The organism is Bradyrhizobium sp. CCBAU 65884 (assembly GCF_028128835.1).
GTDB classification, from domain to species: domain Bacteria; phylum Pseudomonadota; class Alphaproteobacteria; order Rhizobiales; family Xanthobacteraceae; genus Bradyrhizobium; species Bradyrhizobium ottawaense.
Genome location: NZ_LBJU01000066.1, coordinates 1 through 19,436, shown reverse-complemented (window position 1 = coordinate 19,436; position 19,436 = coordinate 1). Strand labels below are relative to the sequence as shown.

General features: G+C 61.6%; 22 protein-coding genes and 1 pseudogene. 8 read left to right on the top strand and 15 right to left on the bottom strand.

What is annotated here, in order from left to right:
• Nucleotides 1-93: 93 nt before the first annotated feature.
• The 15 genes and pseudogenes from XI03_RS02600 to XI03_RS02530 form a co-directional block, all read right to left on the bottom strand.
• Nucleotides 94-525 carry a CopG family transcriptional regulator gene (locus XI03_RS02600; RefSeq protein ID WP_271591237.1) on the bottom strand — a complete coding sequence of 144 codons (432 nt, stop codon included), beginning with the start codon at nt 523-525 and terminating at the stop codon, nt 94-96.
• Nucleotides 526-532: 7 nt separating this feature from the next.
• Nucleotides 533-2,515: a conjugal transfer protein TraG gene (locus tag XI03_RS02595; protein WP_271591236.1), complete on the bottom strand. Its 1,983-nt coding sequence runs from the start codon at nt 2,513-2,515 to the stop codon at nt 533-535.
• Between the two features lie 39 nt (nt 2,516-2,554).
• Complete coding sequence (locus XI03_RS02590) at nt 2,555-4,294, bottom strand: relaxase/mobilization nuclease domain-containing protein (RefSeq protein ID WP_271591235.1); 1,740 nt, start codon at nt 4,292-4,294, stop codon at nt 2,555-2,557.
• Nucleotides 4,295-4,384: 90 nt separating this feature from the next.
• Nucleotides 4,385-4,630 carry a hypothetical protein gene (locus XI03_RS02585; protein ID WP_271591234.1) on the bottom strand — a complete coding sequence of 82 codons (246 nt, stop codon included), beginning with the start codon at nt 4,628-4,630 and terminating at the stop codon, nt 4,385-4,387.
• 18 nt (nt 4,631-4,648) lie between these two features.
• Complete coding sequence (locus XI03_RS02580) at nt 4,649-5,578, bottom strand: lytic transglycosylase domain-containing protein (RefSeq protein ID WP_271591233.1); 930 nt, start codon at nt 5,576-5,578, stop codon at nt 4,649-4,651.
• Nucleotides 5,579-5,582: 4 nt separating this feature from the next.
• A complete protein-coding gene (locus tag XI03_RS02575; RefSeq protein WP_271591232.1) occupies nt 5,583-5,918 on the bottom strand; it encodes a DUF736 domain-containing protein in 336 nt (111 codons plus the stop codon).
• A 35-nt stretch (nt 5,919-5,953) separates the two neighbouring features.
• Nucleotides 5,954-6,499 carry a S26 family signal peptidase gene (locus tag XI03_RS02570; RefSeq protein ID WP_271591231.1) on the bottom strand — a complete coding sequence of 182 codons (546 nt, stop codon included), beginning with the start codon at nt 6,497-6,499 and terminating at the stop codon, nt 5,954-5,956.
• Entirely contained in the window at nt 6,496-7,014 is a 519-nt protein-coding gene (locus XI03_RS02565) for a DUF2840 domain-containing protein (protein WP_271591230.1), read from the bottom strand. Before XI03_RS02565 ends, XI03_RS02570 begins: the two co-directional genes overlap by 4 nt.
• The gene (locus XI03_RS02560) at nt 7,011-7,265 is read right to left on the bottom strand and encodes a ribbon-helix-helix protein (protein WP_271591229.1); all 255 of its coding nucleotides are present in this window, start codon (nt 7,263-7,265) and stop codon (nt 7,011-7,013) included. The genes XI03_RS02565 and XI03_RS02560 overlap by 4 nt, the downstream gene beginning before the upstream one ends.
• The gene (parA, locus tag XI03_RS02555) at nt 7,262-7,900 is read right to left on the bottom strand and encodes a ParA family partition ATPase (RefSeq protein ID WP_271591228.1); all 639 of its coding nucleotides are present in this window, start codon (nt 7,898-7,900) and stop codon (nt 7,262-7,264) included. Before parA ends, XI03_RS02560 begins: the two co-directional genes overlap by 4 nt.
• The gene (locus XI03_RS02550) at nt 7,897-9,012 is read right to left on the bottom strand and encodes a replication initiator protein A (RefSeq protein WP_271591227.1); all 1,116 of its coding nucleotides are present in this window, start codon (nt 9,010-9,012) and stop codon (nt 7,897-7,899) included. The genes parA and XI03_RS02550 overlap by 4 nt, the downstream gene beginning before the upstream one ends.
• Before the next feature lie 13 nt (nt 9,013-9,025).
• Nucleotides 9,026-9,277 (bottom strand): helix-turn-helix transcriptional regulator, encoded by a 252-nt coding sequence (locus XI03_RS02545; RefSeq protein ID WP_271591226.1) that lies wholly within the window; start codon nt 9,275-9,277, stop codon nt 9,026-9,028.
• Between the two features lie 200 nt (nt 9,278-9,477).
• Complete coding sequence (locus XI03_RS02540; RefSeq protein WP_271591225.1) at nt 9,478-9,993, bottom strand: DUF2285 domain-containing protein; 516 nt, start codon at nt 9,991-9,993, stop codon at nt 9,478-9,480.
• 61 nt (nt 9,994-10,054) lie between these two features.
• Nucleotides 10,055-10,264, bottom strand: coding sequence for a transcriptional regulator domain-containing protein (locus XI03_RS02535; RefSeq protein ID WP_271591224.1), 210 nt, complete (start codon nt 10,262-10,264; stop codon nt 10,055-10,057).
• A gap of 112 nt (nt 10,265-10,376) precedes the next feature.
• A pseudogene (locus XI03_RS02530) lies at nt 10,377-10,519 on the bottom strand (DUF2285 domain-containing protein); the annotation flags it as partial.
• Between the two features lie 22 nt (nt 10,520-10,541).
• Between XI03_RS02530 and XI03_RS40435 the strand changes: the two are divergent.
• The 8 genes from XI03_RS40435 to XI03_RS02490 all read left to right on the top strand — a co-directional run bounded on the left by XI03_RS40435 (nt 10,542) and on the right by XI03_RS02490 (nt 19,263).
• Nucleotides 10,542-10,829 carry a TniB family NTP-binding protein gene (locus XI03_RS40435; RefSeq protein WP_442869685.1) on the top strand — a complete coding sequence of 96 codons (288 nt, stop codon included), beginning with the start codon at nt 10,542-10,544 and terminating at the stop codon, nt 10,827-10,829.
• Between the two features lie 942 nt (nt 10,830-11,771).
• Nucleotides 11,772-13,298, top strand: coding sequence for a lysine N(6)-hydroxylase/L-ornithine N(5)-oxygenase family protein (locus tag XI03_RS02520; protein WP_271591223.1), 1,527 nt, complete (start codon nt 11,772-11,774; stop codon nt 13,296-13,298).
• Nucleotides 13,295-14,575 (top strand): MFS transporter, encoded by a 1,281-nt coding sequence (locus XI03_RS02515; protein WP_271591222.1) that lies wholly within the window; start codon nt 13,295-13,297, stop codon nt 14,573-14,575. The genes XI03_RS02520 and XI03_RS02515 overlap by 4 nt, the downstream gene beginning before the upstream one ends.
• Nucleotides 14,565-15,344 (top strand): phytanoyl-CoA dioxygenase family protein, encoded by a 780-nt coding sequence (locus XI03_RS02510; protein ID WP_271591221.1) that lies wholly within the window; start codon nt 14,565-14,567, stop codon nt 15,342-15,344. The genes XI03_RS02515 and XI03_RS02510 overlap by 11 nt, the downstream gene beginning before the upstream one ends.
• A gap of 24 nt (nt 15,345-15,368) precedes the next feature.
• Entirely contained in the window at nt 15,369-15,698 is a 330-nt protein-coding gene (locus XI03_RS02505) for a cupin domain-containing protein (protein ID WP_271591220.1), read from the top strand.
• A gap of 1 nt (nt 15,699) precedes the next feature.
• Nucleotides 15,700-17,277 (top strand): class I tRNA ligase family protein, encoded by a 1,578-nt coding sequence (locus XI03_RS02500; protein ID WP_271591219.1) that lies wholly within the window; start codon nt 15,700-15,702, stop codon nt 17,275-17,277.
• A gap of 19 nt (nt 17,278-17,296) precedes the next feature.
• Nucleotides 17,297-18,427 (top strand): aminotransferase-like domain-containing protein, encoded by a 1,131-nt coding sequence (locus XI03_RS02495; protein WP_271591218.1) that lies wholly within the window; start codon nt 17,297-17,299, stop codon nt 18,425-18,427.
• Nucleotides 18,428-18,867: 440 nt separating this feature from the next.
• Nucleotides 18,868-19,263, top strand: a complete 396-nt coding sequence (locus XI03_RS02490) for a hypothetical protein (protein WP_271591217.1) — start codon at nt 18,868-18,870, stop codon at nt 19,261-19,263.
• Nucleotides 19,264-19,436: the final 173 nt, after the last annotated feature.

Sequence of the window (19,436 nt, the reverse complement as noted above, 5' to 3'; positions counted from 1 at the left end):
AAGAACTGCTCGCGATGCACGGCATTGAACCCCCACCACGGCGGGATTTTCGTCCACGCGGCTTGCGACCGTCGACGATTGGGCGGCTGTTCCTCACGTTGGCTGGCCCTCCTGAATATCCTCCGGGATTTCCTGTCGCAGTTTCGGCCCTTGACTGAGCCGTCGCCCGAGCGCTGCGACGAAATTATCCCACCGCGCGCCGCCCTGCGCCCTCGCCGCCTTTGCGGCCGGCTCGGGGAGCGGTGGTGTCGTCGTGAGCCAAAAGCGAACGAACAACGCCAGCGTCTCGACCGAGATCCTCACGTCGCGTTCGAGCCGCGCGATGCGGCGATCGACTTGATCGAGTCGCTTGGCAATAGCGGCCTCCCGCCGCTCGTCGGCGTCCGGCGACAGGAAGGACGCGATGGCGGCTTCGGCGATGAGCGACAGCGATTGCTCCCGGCGAGCCGCGTAGGCCGACAGGGCCTTCATGACATCAGGATCGAGATAGACCGACATCTGGGCCTTCTTCTTTGGCGCAGTCATGCCTGCCTCACAATCCGAGATTGTCGCCGGGATCGAGTGATGCCTGGCGCGCGACGCCCTGCATCATGTCGTTGACGCGCCCGATGCGCGGGGCATCTTCCTCGAGTTCATCGGCAAATTCCGAGGCGAACTCGTTATCGAGGGTTTCTCTCCTCTCCACAGGGTCACAAGCCAGTTCCGGCTGCTGCCGGCGGTCAGCCGTCTTCGGGTCTTCTGTGTCGGATTCATCGTCTGCCGAGGCCGGCGCCCCTGTTGGGCGCGGCGGCAGTGGCCGCGAACTCCAGTCGTCCGGCCGGTTGTGATTAGGCTTGGTCAACGTCGGTGGCACCAGGATGCGCTCCTGGAACCGTCGATCCTCGTAATAGCGCGCCTTCTTGGCGCGGATCGGATGGAGCCCCGACATCATGACGATCTCGTCTGATGGCGGGAGCTGCATCATCTCGCCGGGCGTCAGCAGCGGGCGGGCGGTCTCCGACCGCGACACCATGAGGTGACCAAGCCAAGGGGCCAGCCGGCTGCCCGCATAGTTCTTCATCGCCTTCATCTCGGTCGCCATCCCCAATGCGTCGGAAACCCGCTTCGCTGTCCTTTCGTCATTGGTCGCGAAGCTGACCCGGACGTGGCAGTTGTCGAGGATCGAGTTGTTTGGCCCGTAGGCCTTCTCGATCTGGTTCAGCGATTGGGCGATCAGAAAACTTTTGATGCCGTAGCCGGCCATGAAGGCCAGCGCCGACTCGAAGAAATCGAGCCGGCCGAGCGCCGGGAATTCGTCGAGCATCAGGAGGAGCCGGCGTCGACCGGCCTTGGCCTGAAGGTCCTCGGTCAGGCGGCGGCCGATCTGGTTGAGGATCAGCCGGATCAGCGGCTTGGTCCTGTTGATGTCCGACGGCGGAACGACGAGGTATAGCGTGGTCGCCCGCTCTCCGCCGACGATGTCGGTGATCCGCCAGTCGCAGCGCCGCGTCACCTCCGCCACCACCGGGTCCCGGTAGAGGCCGAGGAATGACATCGCAGTGCTGAGAACACCAGAGCGCTCGTTGCCAGACTTGTTCAGGAGTTCGCGCGCGGCGGAAGCGACGACGGGATGGACGCCGGCGTCACCGAGATGTGCGGTGCGCATCATCGCGGCGAGCGTCGATTCGATCGGCCGCTTGGGATCGGACAGGAAGGCTGCGACGCCAGCGAGCGTCTTGTCTTCTTCGGCATAGAGGACGTGGAGAATGGCGCCGACCAGCAGCGCGTGACTGGTCTTCTCCCAATGGTTCCGCTTCTCGAGGCTGCCCTCGGGGTCAACGAGGATGTCGGCGATATTCTGGACGTCGCGCACCTCCCACTCGCCGTGGCGCACTTCCAGCAACGGGTTGTAGGCTGATGATTTCGCATTGGTCGGATCGAATAGAAGGACGCGGCCCTGCCGCGCCCGGAAGCCGGCGGTGAGCTGCCAGTTCTCGCCCTTGATGTCGTGGACGATCGCAGATCCCGGCCAGGTCAGCAGCGACGGGATGACGAGCCCGACGCCCTTGCCGCTCCGGGTAGGCGCGAAGCACAGCACATGCTCCGGTCCATCATGGCGGAGATAGGTGCGCTCGAACCGGCCGAGCACGACGCCGTCCGGCCCGAGCAGACCAGCCTGCCCGATCTCCTTCGCCTCTGCCCATCGTGCCGAGCCATAGGTCTCGGCATTCTTGGCTTCGCGGGCGCGCCAGACCGACATGCCGATCGCGACCGCCGCGGCGATGATGCCGCCGGATGCTGCGATATAGGCGCCCTCGACGAAGATATGTGGCGCATAAGCATCGTAGGCGTACCACCACCAGAGGAAGGCCGGTGGAAGGTAGAATGGAAAGTGGAACAGCTCGAACCAGGGCTGCCCCAATTGCGCTTGGAAGCCGAGCCGCCAAGCCGTCCATTCCGTCGCGGTCCAAAACGTCAGCAGCACGATGGCCAACACAGCGAGGACTTGGCCCCAGAGAATCTTGGTGGCGGACATGACGGCGCTTTGCTTAAATTCGGTGATCGGAGGGATCGCTCACAAGCCAATCCCTCGGTTGCGTCCAAAACCCCAATCGATGCCACCGTCATCGCGGGTGACGCCGGAGACGTGCCGGCCGAGTTGCCTTTCGAGTGAGGGCGTCCACGGCACGAGTTGAAAGCCGAGACCGTCATCGATCATCGCGAAGCGGCCGGACGCGAGAGCGAAGCGTTGTCGATAGGTCCCAGTGACATATTCACCGGCCGCCGATGGATTGAAGGGCTGGCCCGTCTCGTCGGTAAGCTGCTCGCCGAGAGCCTCTAACTCACGACGACGTAGCGTACCGATGAGGTTCTTCGCGAACACCAGCCCACGCGCCTGGCGCTCGGCGAGACCTTGATCGATGAGCTGCTCCGCGCGCCGTTCCATGGCGTCGCGGACCTCAGCGCCGAACCCCGCCTGCCCCAGTGCCGCCGGATCGCGCGCGACTGCCTGCCGGTCGAGCCAGGTCGCGCCACTGGCCGTGACCTGCGCTTCGATCGAGAGATCGGAGCGCACGGCCAGTGCCACGCGACGCTGGCCTCGCGCGTCGTCAAACTTGCGGAGTTCGACGATCGATCCCGGTGCGCTGTCGGCGGCGGCGTCGAGATCGGGGAACTTGATATGGTGAGTACGGCCATCGACGCCGTCGACCACGGCATAGGCGGTCGCCTTGAGTTCGTCATCGAGGCCGCGATCGACGAGGCGTCCAACAATTGGGAAGTCCAGGCTTTCGCCTGATAGCACGTAGCTCGCGGCCCCGCGCTCGATGCCGCGTTCGGTGAGACCGCGGTGGATGCGCTTGATGATGTCGCCGCGCTCGCCGAGCTCGCGCAAGGTCGTCTCGGCGCCCTCCTCGATGATCCATTGGCCTGGCCCGATCTGATGCGCAAGACCAAGGCCCTCAAGGCGCCGCAATCGGCCGACTTTCAGCGTATGGAACTGATCGGGCTGCTGCATCTGATTGGGCGCAAGGTCGATGACGCCGTGGCGACCTGCGTCGCGAACGAGTTGACGGTCAAGCTGGGTCCAGCGCTCGGCTTCAACCTGGCTCTCGAGCGAGCGGTGAATGTCGAGATCGGAGCGCAGTCCGAGCTCCTGTGTGACCAGGTCCTGCGCGCGAGCACGCATCCCCTCCTTGATGTAGTCACGGGAGATCACGAGATCCTCGCCGTCCTCAGCGACGCCGCGTACGAGGATGTGGACGTGCGGATGCTGGGTATTCCAGTGATCGACGGCGACCCAATCGAGCCTGGTCCCGAGATCCCTCTCCATCTGGCCGACCAGTTCGCGCGCGAAGCCTTTGAGGTCCGCCATGTCAGGTGCGTCCTCCGGTGAGACGATGAACCGGAAGTGATGGCGGTCTCCCTGACAGCGCTCGCCAAACGCCTTGGCATCGGCATCGTCGGTGGCGGGGCCGAACAGACGGGCCTTCTCCCCGTCCCGGGTGACGCCCTCGCGTCGGAGATAGCCGAGGTGCGCGGTGAGCGGCGCGGATCGCGCCTTATGACGGACGACGCGGGTCTTGATTGTCACCAGACGCGAGCGTCCCGTGAGCAGACGGTTCGCCCGTTCGCTGGCGACCCGGCCGCGGCCGAAGCGCGAATGACGGTGGCTGGTCAGATGTCCGACTCGCGAAATGCCGCCGCCGGCGCGCTGAGCCGAGGCTAGCGCCTGGGCGATGAAGGGCTTGGCGCGCTGGCTCCGCGACGAACGGATGCGCCCAGGCCGCGGTTGAAACTCCTTCTCCTCAGCCATGGCCAGCCTCGGCAATGTACGAAATGCAGAATCCTTGCAATGAGTTGATGGCGGAGCGCACATTGCGTGCCGACGCCACACATTGCCGGATCAGCCAAAAACCAAAGCAACAACAACCGACCGACCGAGCCGCACATTGCGGCCTTTTATCTCGCCCTCGTTCGGTCGTTGCCTGCTCGTCTCCCTCGCCTGCTCTTTTTTCTTCGCAGGAATGCGCTGAGACACGCCAAGGCGCGAATTCGAACCGGATTGCGATGGCAAGCCGCCATTGCGCGCCGGATATCCAAATGTCGGCAGCATGCGTGCTTGCAGGCGACCGTCGATCTGGATTTTCATGTTGAAGATGCGGTGCAGTCATTGCGATCGTCCCGGTGTCGAGAGAGCGACGAACAGGCCTTCCGTCTGCGGCACGATAGCCGAGAGATCGTGCACGGGAACTGCAGCCGGCATGTTGTGCGCCGGTCGATCGGATGTGGCTGCCGCGGCAGCGGGCGGACCGTCAGTGCGCCCGGAAAAGAGCGTCGCTCGCATCCAGGATGAACGAGAGGAGGCCGCGACGAGGAGAGGCCCTGGCGTCCTCTCCGCATCGACAAAAGGGACGATGGCCGCGACATAGGCGACGGTCTCGGTGGGCAGCGGACGATGTCTATCGCGAAAATCCTCGTAGCGGCCGGAACCTGCATTGTAGGCCGCCAGAAAGCCCGGCGAGCCGTAGCGGTTGTGCAGTTCGCGAAGAAAGGCGGCACCAGCGAGGATGTTGTCATGGGGATCGAAGGGATCGCGTCCGAGACCGTAGCGAGCGCGCATGTCCGCCCAGGTCTTGGGCATGAGTTGCATCAGGCCAAGTGCGCCTTTGGGTGAAACAGCGTGCCGGTCGCCACCGCTCTCGACCCCCATGACAGCGCGAATCCAGGCGTCCGGAATACCAAAGCGGCGCGCGGCGTCCGCGACATGCGTGGCATAGCGATCGCTCGCCGGTTGACGTTGCGCGGGCGCGGCCTGTGCGGACACAGGCAATGACAGCGCGCCAAGCACCAGCAGGCCGGCGAGCAGGACAATGGCAAAGCCCGCCGTGTCCCGGCCGTGTGGAGAGCGGCATGCCGTCGTACTCGCGGCCGGTAAGGATGTGCGCGGTGCGCCGGTCTGCGGCCGCTCTTGACCGCCGCTGTGCGCGGCGGCCGGCTGAAGTTTGGGCGGGAGGAAGGGATGAGACGGCGTTCCCGCAAACAAAGTGATGGAGCTCTGAGGCGCCTTATCGCCGGCACGCGTGACAGGACGGCGCATGCAGTCAGTCCCGCTCGGCGCGCTGGGGCAGACGATTCCAGTTCAGTGTCCAGGCCGATTTGTCGTCGCCCGACTGGAAGAGATTGGCGCGGATCGGCCGCGGCAGCGCCGGGTCGTCGATGATGAGCGAAACGTACTCGCCAGCCTTCTCGCCGGTCCGCTTCCAGCCCGCGCCGATCTCCGGGCCGTCGGCATCGCCGAGGCGGATGCGGTAGTCCGGCGCGTTCTCTGCATCCGAGGATTCGGCCGGGACGAGGATGAGAATCCGCTCGAAGAAAAGCGTTTGAATGCGCCCGGTGAAGCCGGACTTGTCGCGGGCGAACTGGCCGATCTGCGCCATGGGAAACCTCCTTGGTTGGCGGATTGAGAAGCGGGTCAATGGGTGGCGGCGCGCCAGACGAAGCGACCGTCGGCGGCCTCGTCGGTCCAAAGCGGGACCGCGCGCGCAACGATCGTGGTGACGGGGAGCGAGCCGAAATAGCGACCGTCCAGGCTGTCCGGGACGGTCGGGTTCATGAGGAAGACCTCACCCGGCTGGAGAGCGGTGCAACCGCTCCAACGCGGCAGCGGGCGGCCGAGGTGGTCGCGATCGTGTGCGGCGCCGACATCGACGGCATCGACGGTGACGGTGTCGCCGGACCGGCACACGGTCTGCCCAGGCAGCGCCATCACGTACTTCAGCAGCGGCACGCCTCTCGGAAGAAAGCCTCCATCGGCAAGGAAGGTCGCGATCGGCTCCGGGAGCCGCACCGCGACCAGTTGTAAGGCGCGTAGCTCTCCAACCGGATGCAGCGCATAGAGCCCGATCGGTGTGCTCGCCGTGGCGTTCCAGATCAGCCGCGGCGCGGGATGAACGAACGCCAGGCCAGCGACGGCGAGCATCGCGATGTACGTCAACATGACATAGCCAAATCGGCTCATGGCGTGACGCTCCGGCGCTTGAGCCAGGCGACATGTTGCTCGCGCGTGTAGGCGCGCGGCACATGGTCGGCGGCGAGACGGTTGTGGAGATGCCGCCAGTATTCGGGTGCGGCGTCGGCCGGATCGATGGAGAGCGCCTCGATGGCGTCGACCGCCTGCAGCACACGCTCGACCTTTGGCCAGCTATCGACACGCAGCAGGATCTCGCCACCGGGTCGCACGAAGGGCAGCGTCTGATAGCGCTGGCCACCCTCCACCGCGCGCACGATGTCCATGCGCGAGACCACGGTGCCGTAGTCGTTAGACGCCCAGCGGACGAAGCCGAAGATGCTGCCGGGCTGAAAACTTGAAATGCTGCGGCGGCGGTCGAGGATCTTCTCCTCCGCGCGACGGCCGAAGCGTAGCCAGTGCTCGATCCGCTTCTCGATCCAGGTCAGCTCGACATGAGTGAGCGCAACGCCGCGCCGATGCGAGGGCGGCACGGCACGCGGCGGCAAGGCCTCGTTGTCGTTCATGACGGCTCTCCAGCCTCGGTGGGGAATTCTCGCGCCAGCAATGCGCGCAGCATATCGGCAACGGTGACCCCGCGCTGGAACGCGGCGACCTTGATGCGGCCGCGCAGCGCCGGCGTGACATCAATGGTTAGTCGCGCGGTGAATGCGGCTGCGTCATCCGTGCGGCGCGGCGGCGCGTCGCTGGCCTTGATCCAGCCTTCGGCATCGCCAGGACGCGAGGCGAAGCCGCGCTTGGTGGAGCGTTCGTTCATGGCGCGAACCTCGCGACTTCGGCGGCGAGCGCGGCGATCTCGCGGGCGGCGGCGTTCTGCTCGGCGAACTCGAAGACGAGCCGACCGGACTGCGCGGCATCGGCGAAGACGACGCGTTGGCCGATGGTGCTGGCGAGCACCGGCGGATCGTGATCGGCGAGCGTCTCGGCCGTCTCGCGCGCGATGATCGTGCGCGCGCCGCAGCGGTTGAGCACAAAGCGCGCGGCTAACTGCGGACGATAGATGCTGGCTTCGCGCACCAGATCGAGCATCTCGGCCGACGCCCAGCCGTCGAACGGCGACGGCTGCACGGGGATCAGCACCAGGTCGGCCGCGAGCAGCGCCGAGCGCATCAATCCAGCGACGCCGGGCGGTCCGTCAATGACGACATGATCGGCGGTGCGCGCGATCTCCGGCGTTTCGCGGTGGACCGTATCGCGCGCGAGGCCAACGACGCCAAACAGCCGTGCGACGTTCTCCCGCGCCCGCTGTTGCGACCAGTCCAATGCCGAGCCCTGCGGGTCGGCATCGATCAGCGTCACCCGCTTTCCGCGCAGCGCCCATTCGCCGGCGAGGTGCAGGGCGAGCGTGGTCTTGCCGACACCGCCCTTTTGGTTGAGCAGCGCGACAATCATCGCTTGTCTCCCGCCTTGTGGGGGAGAAGCGGCAAAGATTGTTGGTTTGGGTGCTTGGTTGGCGGCTCGGCGCATGCGTCGGCGTTATCCGCAGGACGCACGGGCCCGCTACAACAGTTAGATTCTAAGTTAGACTCTAAGTTAGGACGAGCGATCGCCGTTTCCGGCCAAAGCGTTAGCTGTGGTTTGCACTCCCGAAATCCCGATACCGGCACGCCCGAAGTCCCGATAGCGCGAACGCCCGAAGTCCCGAGATGATTCACAGCGCCATCCACAGGTGCTGTGGATGACTGGCTGGGCAGGATGCGCAGTAGCTCCCGTCGAGCCTTGCGCTCGATGCTCAGGTGGTAGCCTGGCAGCGGTTGGCGGGCAGCGATCCGACGGAGATCAAAGGCGAAGTCAGCGAGCTTGGCGAGGCTGCCCGACTTCTCATGAAGGTGTGCGACCTCGAACAGCCATCCTTTCGGCTGGCGGCCGGCATGTTTGCGCGCGACGCGGTAGAGCCAGCGCTCGATCCCGCCGGTCAGGCTGAAGTACGCCGGATCTATGGTGAGAACGAGTGAGCGATCAATGACGCCGCGATAGAACCAGTCGGGGAGGACAAATTCCATGCCTTCCACGCGACCGTCGCGTCGCGCGCATTCTTCCCATTCGTTGATCCAGGAGAATTGGTGGCGCCGCCAATGCTCGCAGTGCCGGATGGTGGTGCGGATGACGGTCGCCTGCAGGCGGGCCAGTGCCCCCTTCAAGAGCTTGTAGTCTCGCGCGCCGGTCTGCCGGCCGACTGCGATCAGGAGCTGGTAGGGTGTGAAGCGCAGGAAGCGCGAAGTCTTCAGACCAAGGTTCTCAGCCTCGACAATCTGGCTCGCCGCCCAAATCAGCACGTCGGCATCCCAAATGGTCGCCATACCGTGCTCTGGGACCGCATAGACTTCGACGCGCACATCGCCGGCCTCGTAGAGGATCGGTCTCGTGCGCTTGGCCTTGGCGAGCGAGAAGAATGGCCGCTCCATCAGGTCGCGCTGATCGCGCGGGCTGGCGTCGCCGGTGGCGACGACGAACGGATCGAGCTTGTTTCGCTCGCTGGACGTGATGAGGCGGCGCGACGACATGGCGAGCGTTGCCTTAGCGATGCGCGTGGCCGGCGGCGCGGGCCTCGACATAGCGAGGATCCGACGTTGAGCTGCAGGCGGCCTGATCGGCCCAGGCCTCGAGATCGCCGGTGGCGTAGACAACGCGGCCGCCGAGCTTCCGGAACGTCGGGCCGTTGCCATGGCAGCGGTATTTCTCCAGCGTGCGCGGCGAGATGCCGAGGAGGCGCGCGGCCTCGGGGGTGCGCACGTAGCGCGTGGTGAGCTGCGCGGTTCGGTCGAGCATGGGAAATCTCCGTGTTGCCTTGAAGCACCGCGGCCAAGTCGCGGCATCTGGAGGCCAGGGTGGCGGAGAGTTCAGGCGTTGGGGGTGGACGAAAATTCGCGTGGGATTGTGTCCCCCCACAGTCGCAACCCGGCGAAGCAAGCGTTGCCAGTGCGGCGCGGGTTAACTCATCCGGGCGAACGGGCAGATCGAAGTGCCGGTCAGAGGCCGCGCAGGAGTTTCAGATAGCCGCGCTCGACCAGGGCGATCGAATCATGAATGAGGCGGTTTGCCTTACGGCGGGCATGCGAATCCTTCCACTCGACCGCGCGGCGCTGGGCGTGGTCGGAGGCGAGCACCTTCGCTGCCACGTCGCGCGGTCCGCCGCCGAGATCGTGGACGTCGAAGGCGTGAAGCAGCTGAATCAATCGGCGCTTCTGGAACGCTGTCAGCCGCAAGGCCGCCGGCAGAAGACTTCTTCCTCGGCCACCAAGCTGGCGGACGAAGTGCAGCGCGACATCGAGCCGCAGCTCAGCCATACTGTCGATCGGCAGAAGCACAGCGGGACGTTGCGCGGCCTGCTCGTCGCGCAAACGGACGTGCAGCTCACCCGAGCCGTCCGCGATCACCAACTCGCGACCGTCAGCATCGGACAGTTCGCGGAGCGGCTGCCCGAAAGCGCTGCGATCAATCGAGCGGGGAATATCGAAGCAGGGCGGCGCGGGCTCCAGGATCAAGGTTCCCGGTGAGGCCTCGGGGAGCCAGATGGCTGGCTCTGATCCAACCGGAGAGACTGGGTCATGGGCGACACCGCAACCTCCATCGACGCGTGAAACTTATTCGGATGGTGTCAGGATCGGCGTCGCCCCGCGCGATTCGGCGCTCAGTGCGGGCGAAGTCGCGGCGGTAGTCAGCATTGCGGCGAAGGAATTCGAGGGCAAAACCCGGGCGCTCAAGGCGATTCAGGCGTTGGATGGTCTCCGGCGAGCGCCAGTACTGGGTCGGCATGGTCTGTCTTCTCGTCTCTGTGCCCCATGCCACGATCCGCAAAGGCGGCAGCAGAGACTAGACCCTGAGGTTGCATCACGTGAGATCGCAATTTGCATCATTCGGGCGCAACTCACTGCATCCGCGGTTGCAACAACTGCTGATATCCGGATTGCACCATCCATCGCGCACGGGCGAGATGGCTGTCATGGACGGTTTTGGCGCGATCCGTTCCAGGACAGGGTCAAGGCCGAAGATCACGTGGACCACCTCACGCCTGCGATGACTCGGCAACGAACTGCAGATTCCGCTGGTGGGTGTTGGCACAGCCGAGGCACTGCGCGAGATTCGAAGCGATGACCAACTTGTCAATCGGTTCGAACCCATCGCTCTGCCGCCATGGATAGAGGACGAGGCATATCGGCGTCTTCTGGACTGTGCTGTAGATCGGTCCTTCGCCCCATATTGGCGCCACCCAGCTTTATTGAGGAGCTTGAAGATGCACTTGGTGTCCGCGGGTTCGCTTCTCGTCGGCGGCCGAAGAGGCGGGTTAGGAAATAGGGGCGTTTGGACGTGCTTTTCCTGACTGCTCCGCTTCTCGAAAGCTGTCTTGCCGGGACGCGGACGTTGATCCGGCTGAGAGTCACAGACGGAACGTGACCGGCCTCCGCAGCATATACTTTCAAATCGAGGTCGGTATGGATGGTTCGCAGTTCAATCCTCCGCAGTTTAACCCATTTGCGGCAGGCTTCACGCAGCAGGATATCTCGTGTCGGTAGGGCAACGGGCGCACGGCGCGAGCCTAAGTGAGCTTTGAGCAGCAGCTGGACCAGTTGCAACCCACGTTGCCTGAGGAGCGTGGTGAAGGATCGGAGCGCGGGCCTGCGGCAAAACCCGTCAGTCGCTCGGGGGCGGCGCACGGACCAGAACCGGGACCGAATAGCGGGAGCCAGCAGCCGGCGTTTACAGTGAACCAAGTGTGCAGGTGGGCGCAAAGCGCGGTCGCTCCGGACCGTTTGCCGAGGACAAGGAGCTCGTTTCCACCTCCCTAAAGAGGCCACCGCAATCGGCCAAAGCGGAACTATCCACCGCCACTGCCTGAGAAACTGCCAACATTGCAACGCCAAAGATCTCTGCAGCCGCGTGGCGCGACGCAGCTCTCCTGGTGCGACCACAGACGAGTGGTCTGCGAGCCCTGAAGCGCTGACAATGTGTGGAAAGATCGTGGTGATTTGAGCATTGTCGGCATAGACGAGCATTCACGCTGTGTTGGTTTCTCTGCCATGGATCCGCGCGCTTCGTATTCCGTATGTGTATGTCCGATTGCCGCCTCAATGTCGTAAATCCGACAGGAGCTGCCGGAGCAACTCCGCACGAAATGCTGTACGTGGGCATGTTCTTCTCGTCCAACAAGGCGCAGTCGAGATTTTGTGGGTGGCACGGCGGTTGCTAATGAGCAGAGAGATCACCGGATGGGGTGGGTGAAGATGGTCGCAGGCGGACTTTAGTGTTCACACGGATGAGACTGTTGCCGGTTTCAACAGACGGCTTGCAAGACGCGGCTATTGTGGATGCGCAATTCACCACGCCTCCCGCGGCTACAGGCCAAGTCGCTGCCCCATCCCAGGTCACACAAACGTGCTTCAGTAATGAAGCGAAGCACCCAGACCCGGACAGAATTTACACGAGCGCCAAGGACAAGAACTTACACGAGCTCAAAGAGACTTCTGTGGAAATGCTGGATGTCATCGGAATTGGGATCGGCCCATTCAACCTCAGTCTTGCAGCGCTTATTGACCCTACTCCGCTCCGCGCACTTTTCCTGGAGAAGCGAGACGCACTTTTCTGGCATCCAGGCCTTGCGCTGCCGAGCAGTCGCCTGCAGGTGTCGCCGCTCAAGGATTGCGTGACCCTGGTCGATCCTACTAGCCCATACTCATTTCTCAACTATTTGGCACTGCATGGTCGGCTCTACAGCTTTGTCAACAAGCGCAATGCTTCAACGTCCCGGCAGGAGTTCATTGAGTATTACCGGTGGGTCGCAGGGCGACTCAATACGCTCCGCTTCTCCGAGGACGTCACGGATGTTGTTCCGTTTAGGGACGGCTACCGCATCAGCACGAATACAACCACATACTTGGCGCGCGCTGTTGTTGTGGGCGTTGGCGTAGAGCCCAAGATCCCCGCCTGTGCCAGATCTTTGCTATGTGACACTGTCTACCATGCAGCCGACTATCTCGAGCGGCAGCTACCGCATGCAGCCGAGCATGTGCTCGTTGTGGGAGGTGGCCAGAGCGGGGCTGAGATTATCGAGGACATTCTTACTCGTTCTGTATCCACCCAGATCACGTGGGCGACGTCGCGTTCGAACTTGTTTTCCATCGACGACAACAGCTTTGTGAACGAGGCTTACACACCCGCCTATAGCCGTCGCTTTCACGCTCTACCGCTTCAGCAACGCCGGGACATAGTCGAGGGCGAGATGCTTACGAGCGATGGTATTTCTGTCGATTTGTGCAACCGCCTATACGAAATGCTGTACGAACGCAACGTGGATGGCACGCTGGCCGACCGCTTTCGTGTGTTGTCCAGCGTAGTCGTGAAAGACATCACGTCCCACAAAAAGCGCTGGCGAGTAGATCTAGATGAGATCGCAACGCAGCGAAATAGCTGCATCCTCGTCGATCGTATAGTGCTTGCTACAGGTTTCCAGCCACGTACGCCGCCCTTCTTGGAGGCCCTCCTCGAGGGTGCGTGTATGGAAGATGGCCTACCCGTACTCGGCCCGGACTACGCAGTCCGCTTCGGTCGGCGCATGCCAGGGCCAATATATCTACAAAATCAAAGTCGCGTGCAGCACGGATTGCAGAGCGCCAATCTATCTTTGGTCGCGTACCGCAACAGCCAAATTATTAATAGCCTCCTCGGCCGACCGTTCTATTTGAATACATCCGACAGGCAGATGATCCAGGTTTACGCACCTTCGGACACGACTGAAGGAGACGCCGGTGTGGTTGCGATGCGATCACCCCGACAGGTATTGGGTAGCACATGAACGGCGGCCCGACCTCACCGCTGCGGGGCCGGATTGCGGATGGACCGGCCAACGCCGCCGACCAGCTTTCAGGCACGCTCGACTACCGCGCCTTTGTACCATTCTTGATTGCCTCCATTGTCATTGCAGCAGCTTACGGCACTAGCTTTCTATTGCCGGACTACATGCATGCGCTCGAAACGGATAGTTCAGCCGCGGGACTTATTATTTCCAGCGGCATGGCTGCCACTGTCGTTTCCTGTTGCTTGGCAGGGTGGCTGGCAAAGCAGATAGGCCTATTACCCACGTTGACTGTCGCATCGCTCTTTATGGCGTTAGCCATGCTGGCCTTTGCCGGCGCTGCCCTCGATACGCGAGCGGCGTACGGTGGAGGACTACTGGTGGGCGCTGCTTGGTCAGTGTTCTTCATTCTGGCACCGCTGCAGATCATCCGCCATCTACGGCCCTCAGCACGTATTCAGTATTTGACGGTCTTATCCGGATCACAAATGGCTGGGCTCGGCCTAGCGGCTCCACTTGGTCACTTGCTCGCAAAATACACTGGTTCGCTGGCGACGATTTATGCGATGGTTGCGATTGCGTGCGTGATCGCCGCCGCCTGCGTAGACCTTACAAGACGCGCGATGTCGAGGCTATCGGCACCGGCTATGCCGGATATCGCAATTACACTGGCCGCGACTACGACACTGCTTCAGAAGTGCACAGCACTCCCCATCGCCATGATTGCGATTTCAGCCTGCATGTTCGCGGGGCTGTCCACATATCAGAGCGCGTATTCCGCATCACGTCACTTGAATTCCGATCTGTTCTTTCTCGTTTTTACTGCTACGAGCGTGGTACTACGCTTCTCAGTCGCCCACCTCATGGGCAGCCTGCCGTTACGCCAACTGGCGCTCACGCTCATCCTACTGACCGCTGCGTCTCTGGTGCTGTTCCTTCTCAACGGTGGCAGCACCTCACTCTATATTGCGGCCACTGTCCTCTTTGCCGCCGGCTATGGGTTAAGTTATTCAACCTTGAACACGATAGCCGTCAATCTCGCCGGCGAGCACGGCGTCTCCGTGCCCACTACCTCACAGATCTTTACCTTCGCATACTTCCTCGGGCTCTTCGGCTTTCCTATGGTCGGAGGGCAGTTGGTCCGTGGATTCGGCCCTGACGTGATGTTGCTGAGCTTGTTGAGCGCGACCGTTCTTAATGCGGTGCTAGCAACCCGCCTCGGGCAAAGCACAACTGATCCGTCTCATCTTAGGAAGGAGCTCACACATGCTGACTGAGGCACAACAATCGAAATGGCATAAGGGTGGATACCTTCGATTGGAAAAGTTCTTCGATCCAGCCACGCACGACAAGATTTCTCGTTACGTTGAGGAAGTTGCACGTTGGGATGTAAGCTCCGACAAGTGGATGTTGTGGTTCGAGAAGACGAGTGACAGCCGGAAGATTATCTCCAAGGCCGAGAACTTCTTAGACTACCATGCCCCTCTACGGGAGGCGCTCCTGGCCGATGGCCGCATTCGTATAGCGGTCGAGACACTCTTGAATGAGAAGACACGGATGTTGAAGGAACTTCTGATCTTCAAGTATCCGGACAGCGGCGGATACCGCCCTCATCAGGACATCTATCATGTCCCGCACAAGATACCCGAACGCATGGTGCACGCAATTGCATCCATCGCCGTGGACGACTCCGACCCGGGTAACGGTGGGCTTTTCTTCACGCCAGCTCGCCATAAGGAAGGAATGTTTCCGATGGATGCCGGCGGCGTGATTCACCCGGAGATCGCCGAGACCTTCACATGGGAGCCGGTGCAATTGAAAGCTGGCGATATTTTCATTTTCGACGATTATGCGCCCCATTACTCCTTGCCAAACAAGAGCGATCGGTCGCGTCGTGCGATTCACTTGGTATTCCAGCGCGCATCCACTGGGGGTCCGACCCGCACCGAATACAACCGCATGAAGCGCGCCTACAACCCACCAGAGGAAGCGGTGGCGGATCTTGAAAACCTAAAGCTTCCCAATGGCATATTCTATCGCGACTGATAGTCACGTCTGAGGAAGACCAACGTGTACACGACGCAGCCCGATCATTCTCTGATGCGAACCGAATACGGCGTTCTGGTCTGGCGCCTTTTGGAGCATCTCCCGGAGGGTCTCAGCCCAGCATTTGGCGCTTCAGTCGTGGAGCTCGCTCCAGGCGATGCGGTCGACCCGCACGATCATCAGGAGCACGAACTGTGGCTGCTGATCTCTGGTCGTGGAGAATTCGAAGTCGACGGTCAGGTCCGTGATGTTGGCGAAACGACCTTGTGTTACATGTCGCCACATCAGACGCACACTATCCGCAATATCAGCCAAGACAGCGCTCTCAAGTTTATCTCGATCTGGTGGGATTGACGTGCGCACTTATTTTGTCTGTCCCGCGCCGCCTTGCCCTAACGGCAAACTACATCTGGGCCACATCGGCGGCGTGTATTTACTCGCTGATATCTTCGTCCGCTTTCAACGCATGACCGGCCATCGGGCCTACTACATCACTGGCTCAGACGAGCACGGCACACATACGCTCGAAACGGCACGAAAGCTCGGCCGATCCTTTAGCGAGGTCGCAGAACAATACGTACACCAGATCTTAGAGTGTTTGCATGCCGTGCAAATTACGCCTGATGTGTTCGTGCGCACATCTAGCGCGATTCACAAGGAAAATGCGCTAGCGATATTCCGCGAGCTGCAAGTGGCCGGCTACGTCGACGTACGGCAGGGCGTCCAACTCTATTGCGAACATTGCGATGAGCTCGTTACGGACTCGCTCGCTACTGGCCGTTGCCCGGCTTGCTCATCGCCTTGTGACAGCAACCTGTGTGAGAACTGCGGGCTGGCTCTTCAGCACGACACAATCCGTGACGCACGGCACGTCACCTGCGGCCGCAATCTTGTGCTAAGACCCATCACGCAGGCCGTGTTCGACATGCCACGTCTCGCTCGCCAACTGCACGACGCCATTGGAGAAAGCGCATGGCCCGAGCCGATACGCGCCAAGGCGCGCGCTTGGCTACACCGCGAGGTGCGCGGCTTGCCGATGACCCGCCATTTCAGGCACGGAGTGGAGGTAAAACAGCCTGACTCTCTGGTCGGCCAAACGCTGCTTACATGGTTTGAGGGCCTCTGGTGCTTCGACACCGGAATTCGCGAGCAATGCGCCCGCTCAGGCCTGGACGCAAACGCGACGTTGCACGACCAGAACAGCGAGCTTCTCTTCTTCATGGGGCAAGATAATCGCTTCTATTACACGCTAGGTGTGGCCGGCGCTCTGGTCGCGCGCGGCTACCCAATTCCTAAAAATCACTCCGTCCAGGATTTCTACAAGCTGGAAGGCGAGAAGTTTTCCACCAGCCGTGATCATGCTCTTTGGGCCGATGAAGTAGCGCGCGAAGTGGGGCCAAACGTACTCCGTTATGCACTGGCGCGAGTGGCCAAGCCGTTTGGAACCGACGCAAACGATTTTGATCTCGACGGGCTCACCTCGTCAGCCTCACGCATTCGGGTCTGGGAAGATGCGTTACGGCGGTATGCAGAAAGCGCACGCACGGTAGAGAGCACCGAACTCTCCCCGAATTTCCGCCGCTTCGCTGAAGATTACGCCGATGCGGTCACCGCACTGCGTTTCTGGGATGCGCTTGATATCATCGACAGATACTTCGAGCTAGCTGGCTTCGCACATGCAAAGGGTTGGACATGGAATGCTGCGCAGATCTCGCTGTTCCTGAGCCTACTCTATCCCGTAGTGCCTGAGCTAGCGATGGGCTACGGCCAGCACTACTTTGGCGGTGCGTGGCGGCCGTCCCTCGAGACATCAGCCGTAGCAGCCCAGCCAAAAGCGTCGGTGGACTTTCCCCGTTTCAGCACGCCAATACCTGCAGGCTTTGCCTCGGAGTACAATAAGCGCTTTCGCAAAGAACAGATTTGGCAATCATGAAGATCCGAATGACGAAGCCATGAATACGCGCATCTCAAAACGCAGCGCTATCGCTCAGGGTTTTGCGCCGTTCAACTCAAGTGCGACGCATGGTATCAATTTCGGCTACGCGCTGCCCGACCCGGTGATGTTTGCAGAACTGCTGTGGCCAGACGCGTTTGACGGACGTACAGGTGTGGCTCCCGCCGATCTGCCGCAGTATACGGATGCGGCGGGTTTGCCCGAACTTCGTACAAAGCTCGCACTGAGGTACGGTGTGCGGCATGACCAAGTTATGCTTACGGGTGGAGCTTCACAGGCCTTACAATTACTCGCCGATGGCTGGATTGACCCCGGTGACGTGGTCCTGACGGAGGACCCCTCCTACTTGGGTGCACTGCGTACGTTTTCGATCGCGGGTGCAACCGTGGTCCAGCTAGGTCTGGCCGCAGAGGGAGTGGATCTGAACGAAGTGGAGGCAACGCTGCAGACCAGTGCCCGGGTGAAGCTTTTCTACACGATGCCAGCATTTCATAATCCAACCGGGCACCAGATGTCGTGCGACTATGTGGCCAAATTGGCGGCACTGCTAGCCCGCAGTGGCGCTCTCTTGGTGCAGGATCTTGTCTATGCTGAGTTGCCCTATAACGATCCAGTGCATTGGTTGCCGCCGGGCGACAACGTGATCAATGTCCATAGCATCTCAAAAGTTGCCGGACCGGGACTACGGGTAGGCTGGGTGCTTGCGGAGTCGGACATTATCAACAGGCTTGCGCACCTCAAACGCGATGGCGGCGTAAGTCCGGTTCTAAGTAATGTCGTTTTGGGATTGTTGCAATCGAGCGCTCTTGACTCGCATATAACACGCTTGCGCGAGCACTACCGAGCGAAGCGAGACGGCGTACATAGGTTATTGCAGCGCAGCCGGATTTGCGAGCCGGAATATAGTGTGCCAAGCGGGGGCTTCTCGTTCTGGGTACGGCTTACCGCGGGTACGGATCCGGAGAGCTTTATTGAAGCTGCAAGCCGCGAGCACGACGTGCACCTTATAAATGGTCGGAACTATGGCCCACGAAGTGGCCGTCACGTGCGCCTGTGTTTCAGCTATCTTCCACTATCTCTCATTGAGCAGGGGCTGGAGCGCTTAGGTAATTTGCATGCTAACCTCTAGACGCGCGTGGTATGTTTCAGCAGAGTTTTCCCATCTGAGACGGGGTCGCAGGTCCAGCTCCCAGCGCCGACACTTCTGAAGAAAGCGAGCTTACGCGGACACACGAAGTCGCTGTCCTGCTTTGTTGCCGGCCGGCAAGGTCGCCTTGGTGTGCGCCCTAACCGACCTGCCCGTCACTCGGCCGAAGCTTCGAAGAAATGTTCGAGCTCTATAAGGGGTGCTTCGTTCCCACGCACTGGAGGCAGAGTATACGGTCCCGATTTGCCGCATCTTTGCACGCTACTTAAAGCTCATCGCGGCGAACCGAGAGCTGGGCTGCAAGCTCGTGAGCAGCCGGGTTCGCCGGCCGCGCAGTCCGCTCGGCAGTCCGGCTCGACGCGGGAGCTTCCCCCGACGCCTAGCTACCCCGAGCGCGGGAGCTTGGGCTCGTTGGCCAGCAGATGCAAGAACCAGCATCACCATCAACTGCCGAGCCCCTGTCACGCACCTGCGGCGGTCTTGAGCCTTTTGTTGATCTGAATACGCCCACGCCTGAACTGCGCGACGATGCTCACTTTGCGCCGGCGCATCCTGCCAGAGCTCGCTCAGACACCTACGTCGCTATTGAGTCTTTGGTTGACCTGAATGCGCCAACGCCGTCGGAGTTGCGCGACGATGCTGACATGCGCCAGCGCACTCTGCCAGAGCTCGCTAAGACATCTACGCTGAATCGTTTGTTGATCCTCGATCGCTTGCCTGATCTGGACGCCAGACTTCGCAAACGCGTTCTCGATCTCGTGGGTTCTGCCCGCAATTACCTACCGGCGCCGCGAGGCGGATGCCGAGTGGTGGCGTGATTGGTTGAATGCGCTGGTCGATGCGGGCATGGACTTCGCGGCCATGGCTGTAAATGTGTGCCACCAAGGATACTATGTTCGGCTGATCGTGCTTGCTGCGGATTCCGACGTGAAGCCGGCGGGCATTCCGATCAATTGTCGGCCACCGTTCCGATCTGAAGCCGGCCGCGATT

What these genes read in the sequence shown, in the direction of transcription:
- XI03_RS02600 (WP_271591237.1), bottom strand. Translation starts at nt 525, where the DNA reads ATGACTGCGCCAAAGAAGAAGGCCCAGATGTCGGTCTATCTCGATCCT.
- XI03_RS02595 (WP_271591236.1), bottom strand. Translation starts at nt 2,515, where the DNA reads ATGTCCGCCACCAAGATTCTCTGGGGCCAAGTCCTCGCTGTGTTGGCC.
- XI03_RS02590 (WP_271591235.1), bottom strand. Translation starts at nt 4,294, where the DNA reads ATGGCTGAGGAGAAGGAGTTTCAACCGCGGCCTGGGCGCATCCGTTCG.
- XI03_RS02585 (WP_271591234.1), bottom strand. Translation starts at nt 4,630, where the DNA reads ATGAAAATCCAGATCGACGGTCGCCTGCAAGCACGCATGCTGCCGACA.
- XI03_RS02580 (WP_271591233.1), bottom strand. Translation starts at nt 5,578, where the DNA reads ATGCGCCGTCCTGTCACGCGTGCCGGCGATAAGGCGCCTCAGAGCTCC.
- XI03_RS02575 (WP_271591232.1), bottom strand. Translation starts at nt 5,918, where the DNA reads ATGGCGCAGATCGGCCAGTTCGCCCGCGACAAGTCCGGCTTCACCGGG.
- XI03_RS02570 (WP_271591231.1), bottom strand. Translation starts at nt 6,499, where the DNA reads ATGAGCCGATTTGGCTATGTCATGTTGACGTACATCGCGATGCTCGCC.
- XI03_RS02565 (WP_271591230.1), bottom strand. Translation starts at nt 7,014, where the DNA reads ATGAACGACAACGAGGCCTTGCCGCCGCGTGCCGTGCCGCCCTCGCAT.
- XI03_RS02560 (WP_271591229.1), bottom strand. Translation starts at nt 7,265, where the DNA reads ATGAACGAACGCTCCACCAAGCGCGGCTTCGCCTCGCGTCCTGGCGAT.
- parA (WP_271591228.1), bottom strand. Translation starts at nt 7,900, where the DNA reads ATGATTGTCGCGCTGCTCAACCAAAAGGGCGGTGTCGGCAAGACCACG.
- XI03_RS02550 (WP_271591227.1), bottom strand. Translation starts at nt 9,012, where the DNA reads ATGTCGTCGCGCCGCCTCATCACGTCCAGCGAGCGAAACAAGCTCGAT.
- XI03_RS02545 (WP_271591226.1), bottom strand. Translation starts at nt 9,277, where the DNA reads ATGCTCGACCGAACCGCGCAGCTCACCACGCGCTACGTGCGCACCCCC.
- XI03_RS02535 (WP_271591224.1), bottom strand. Translation starts at nt 10,264, where the DNA reads ATGCCGACCCAGTACTGGCGCTCGCCGGAGACCATCCAACGCCTGAAT.
- XI03_RS02515 (WP_271591222.1), top strand. Translation starts at nt 13,295, where the DNA reads ATGAACGGCGGCCCGACCTCACCGCTGCGGGGCCGGATTGCGGATGGA.
- XI03_RS02510 (WP_271591221.1), top strand. Translation starts at nt 14,565, where the DNA reads ATGCTGACTGAGGCACAACAATCGAAATGGCATAAGGGTGGATACCTT.
- XI03_RS02495 (WP_271591218.1), top strand. Translation starts at nt 17,297, where the DNA reads ATGAATACGCGCATCTCAAAACGCAGCGCTATCGCTCAGGGTTTTGCG.
- XI03_RS02490 (WP_271591217.1), top strand. Translation starts at nt 18,868, where the DNA reads ATGCAAGAACCAGCATCACCATCAACTGCCGAGCCCCTGTCACGCACC.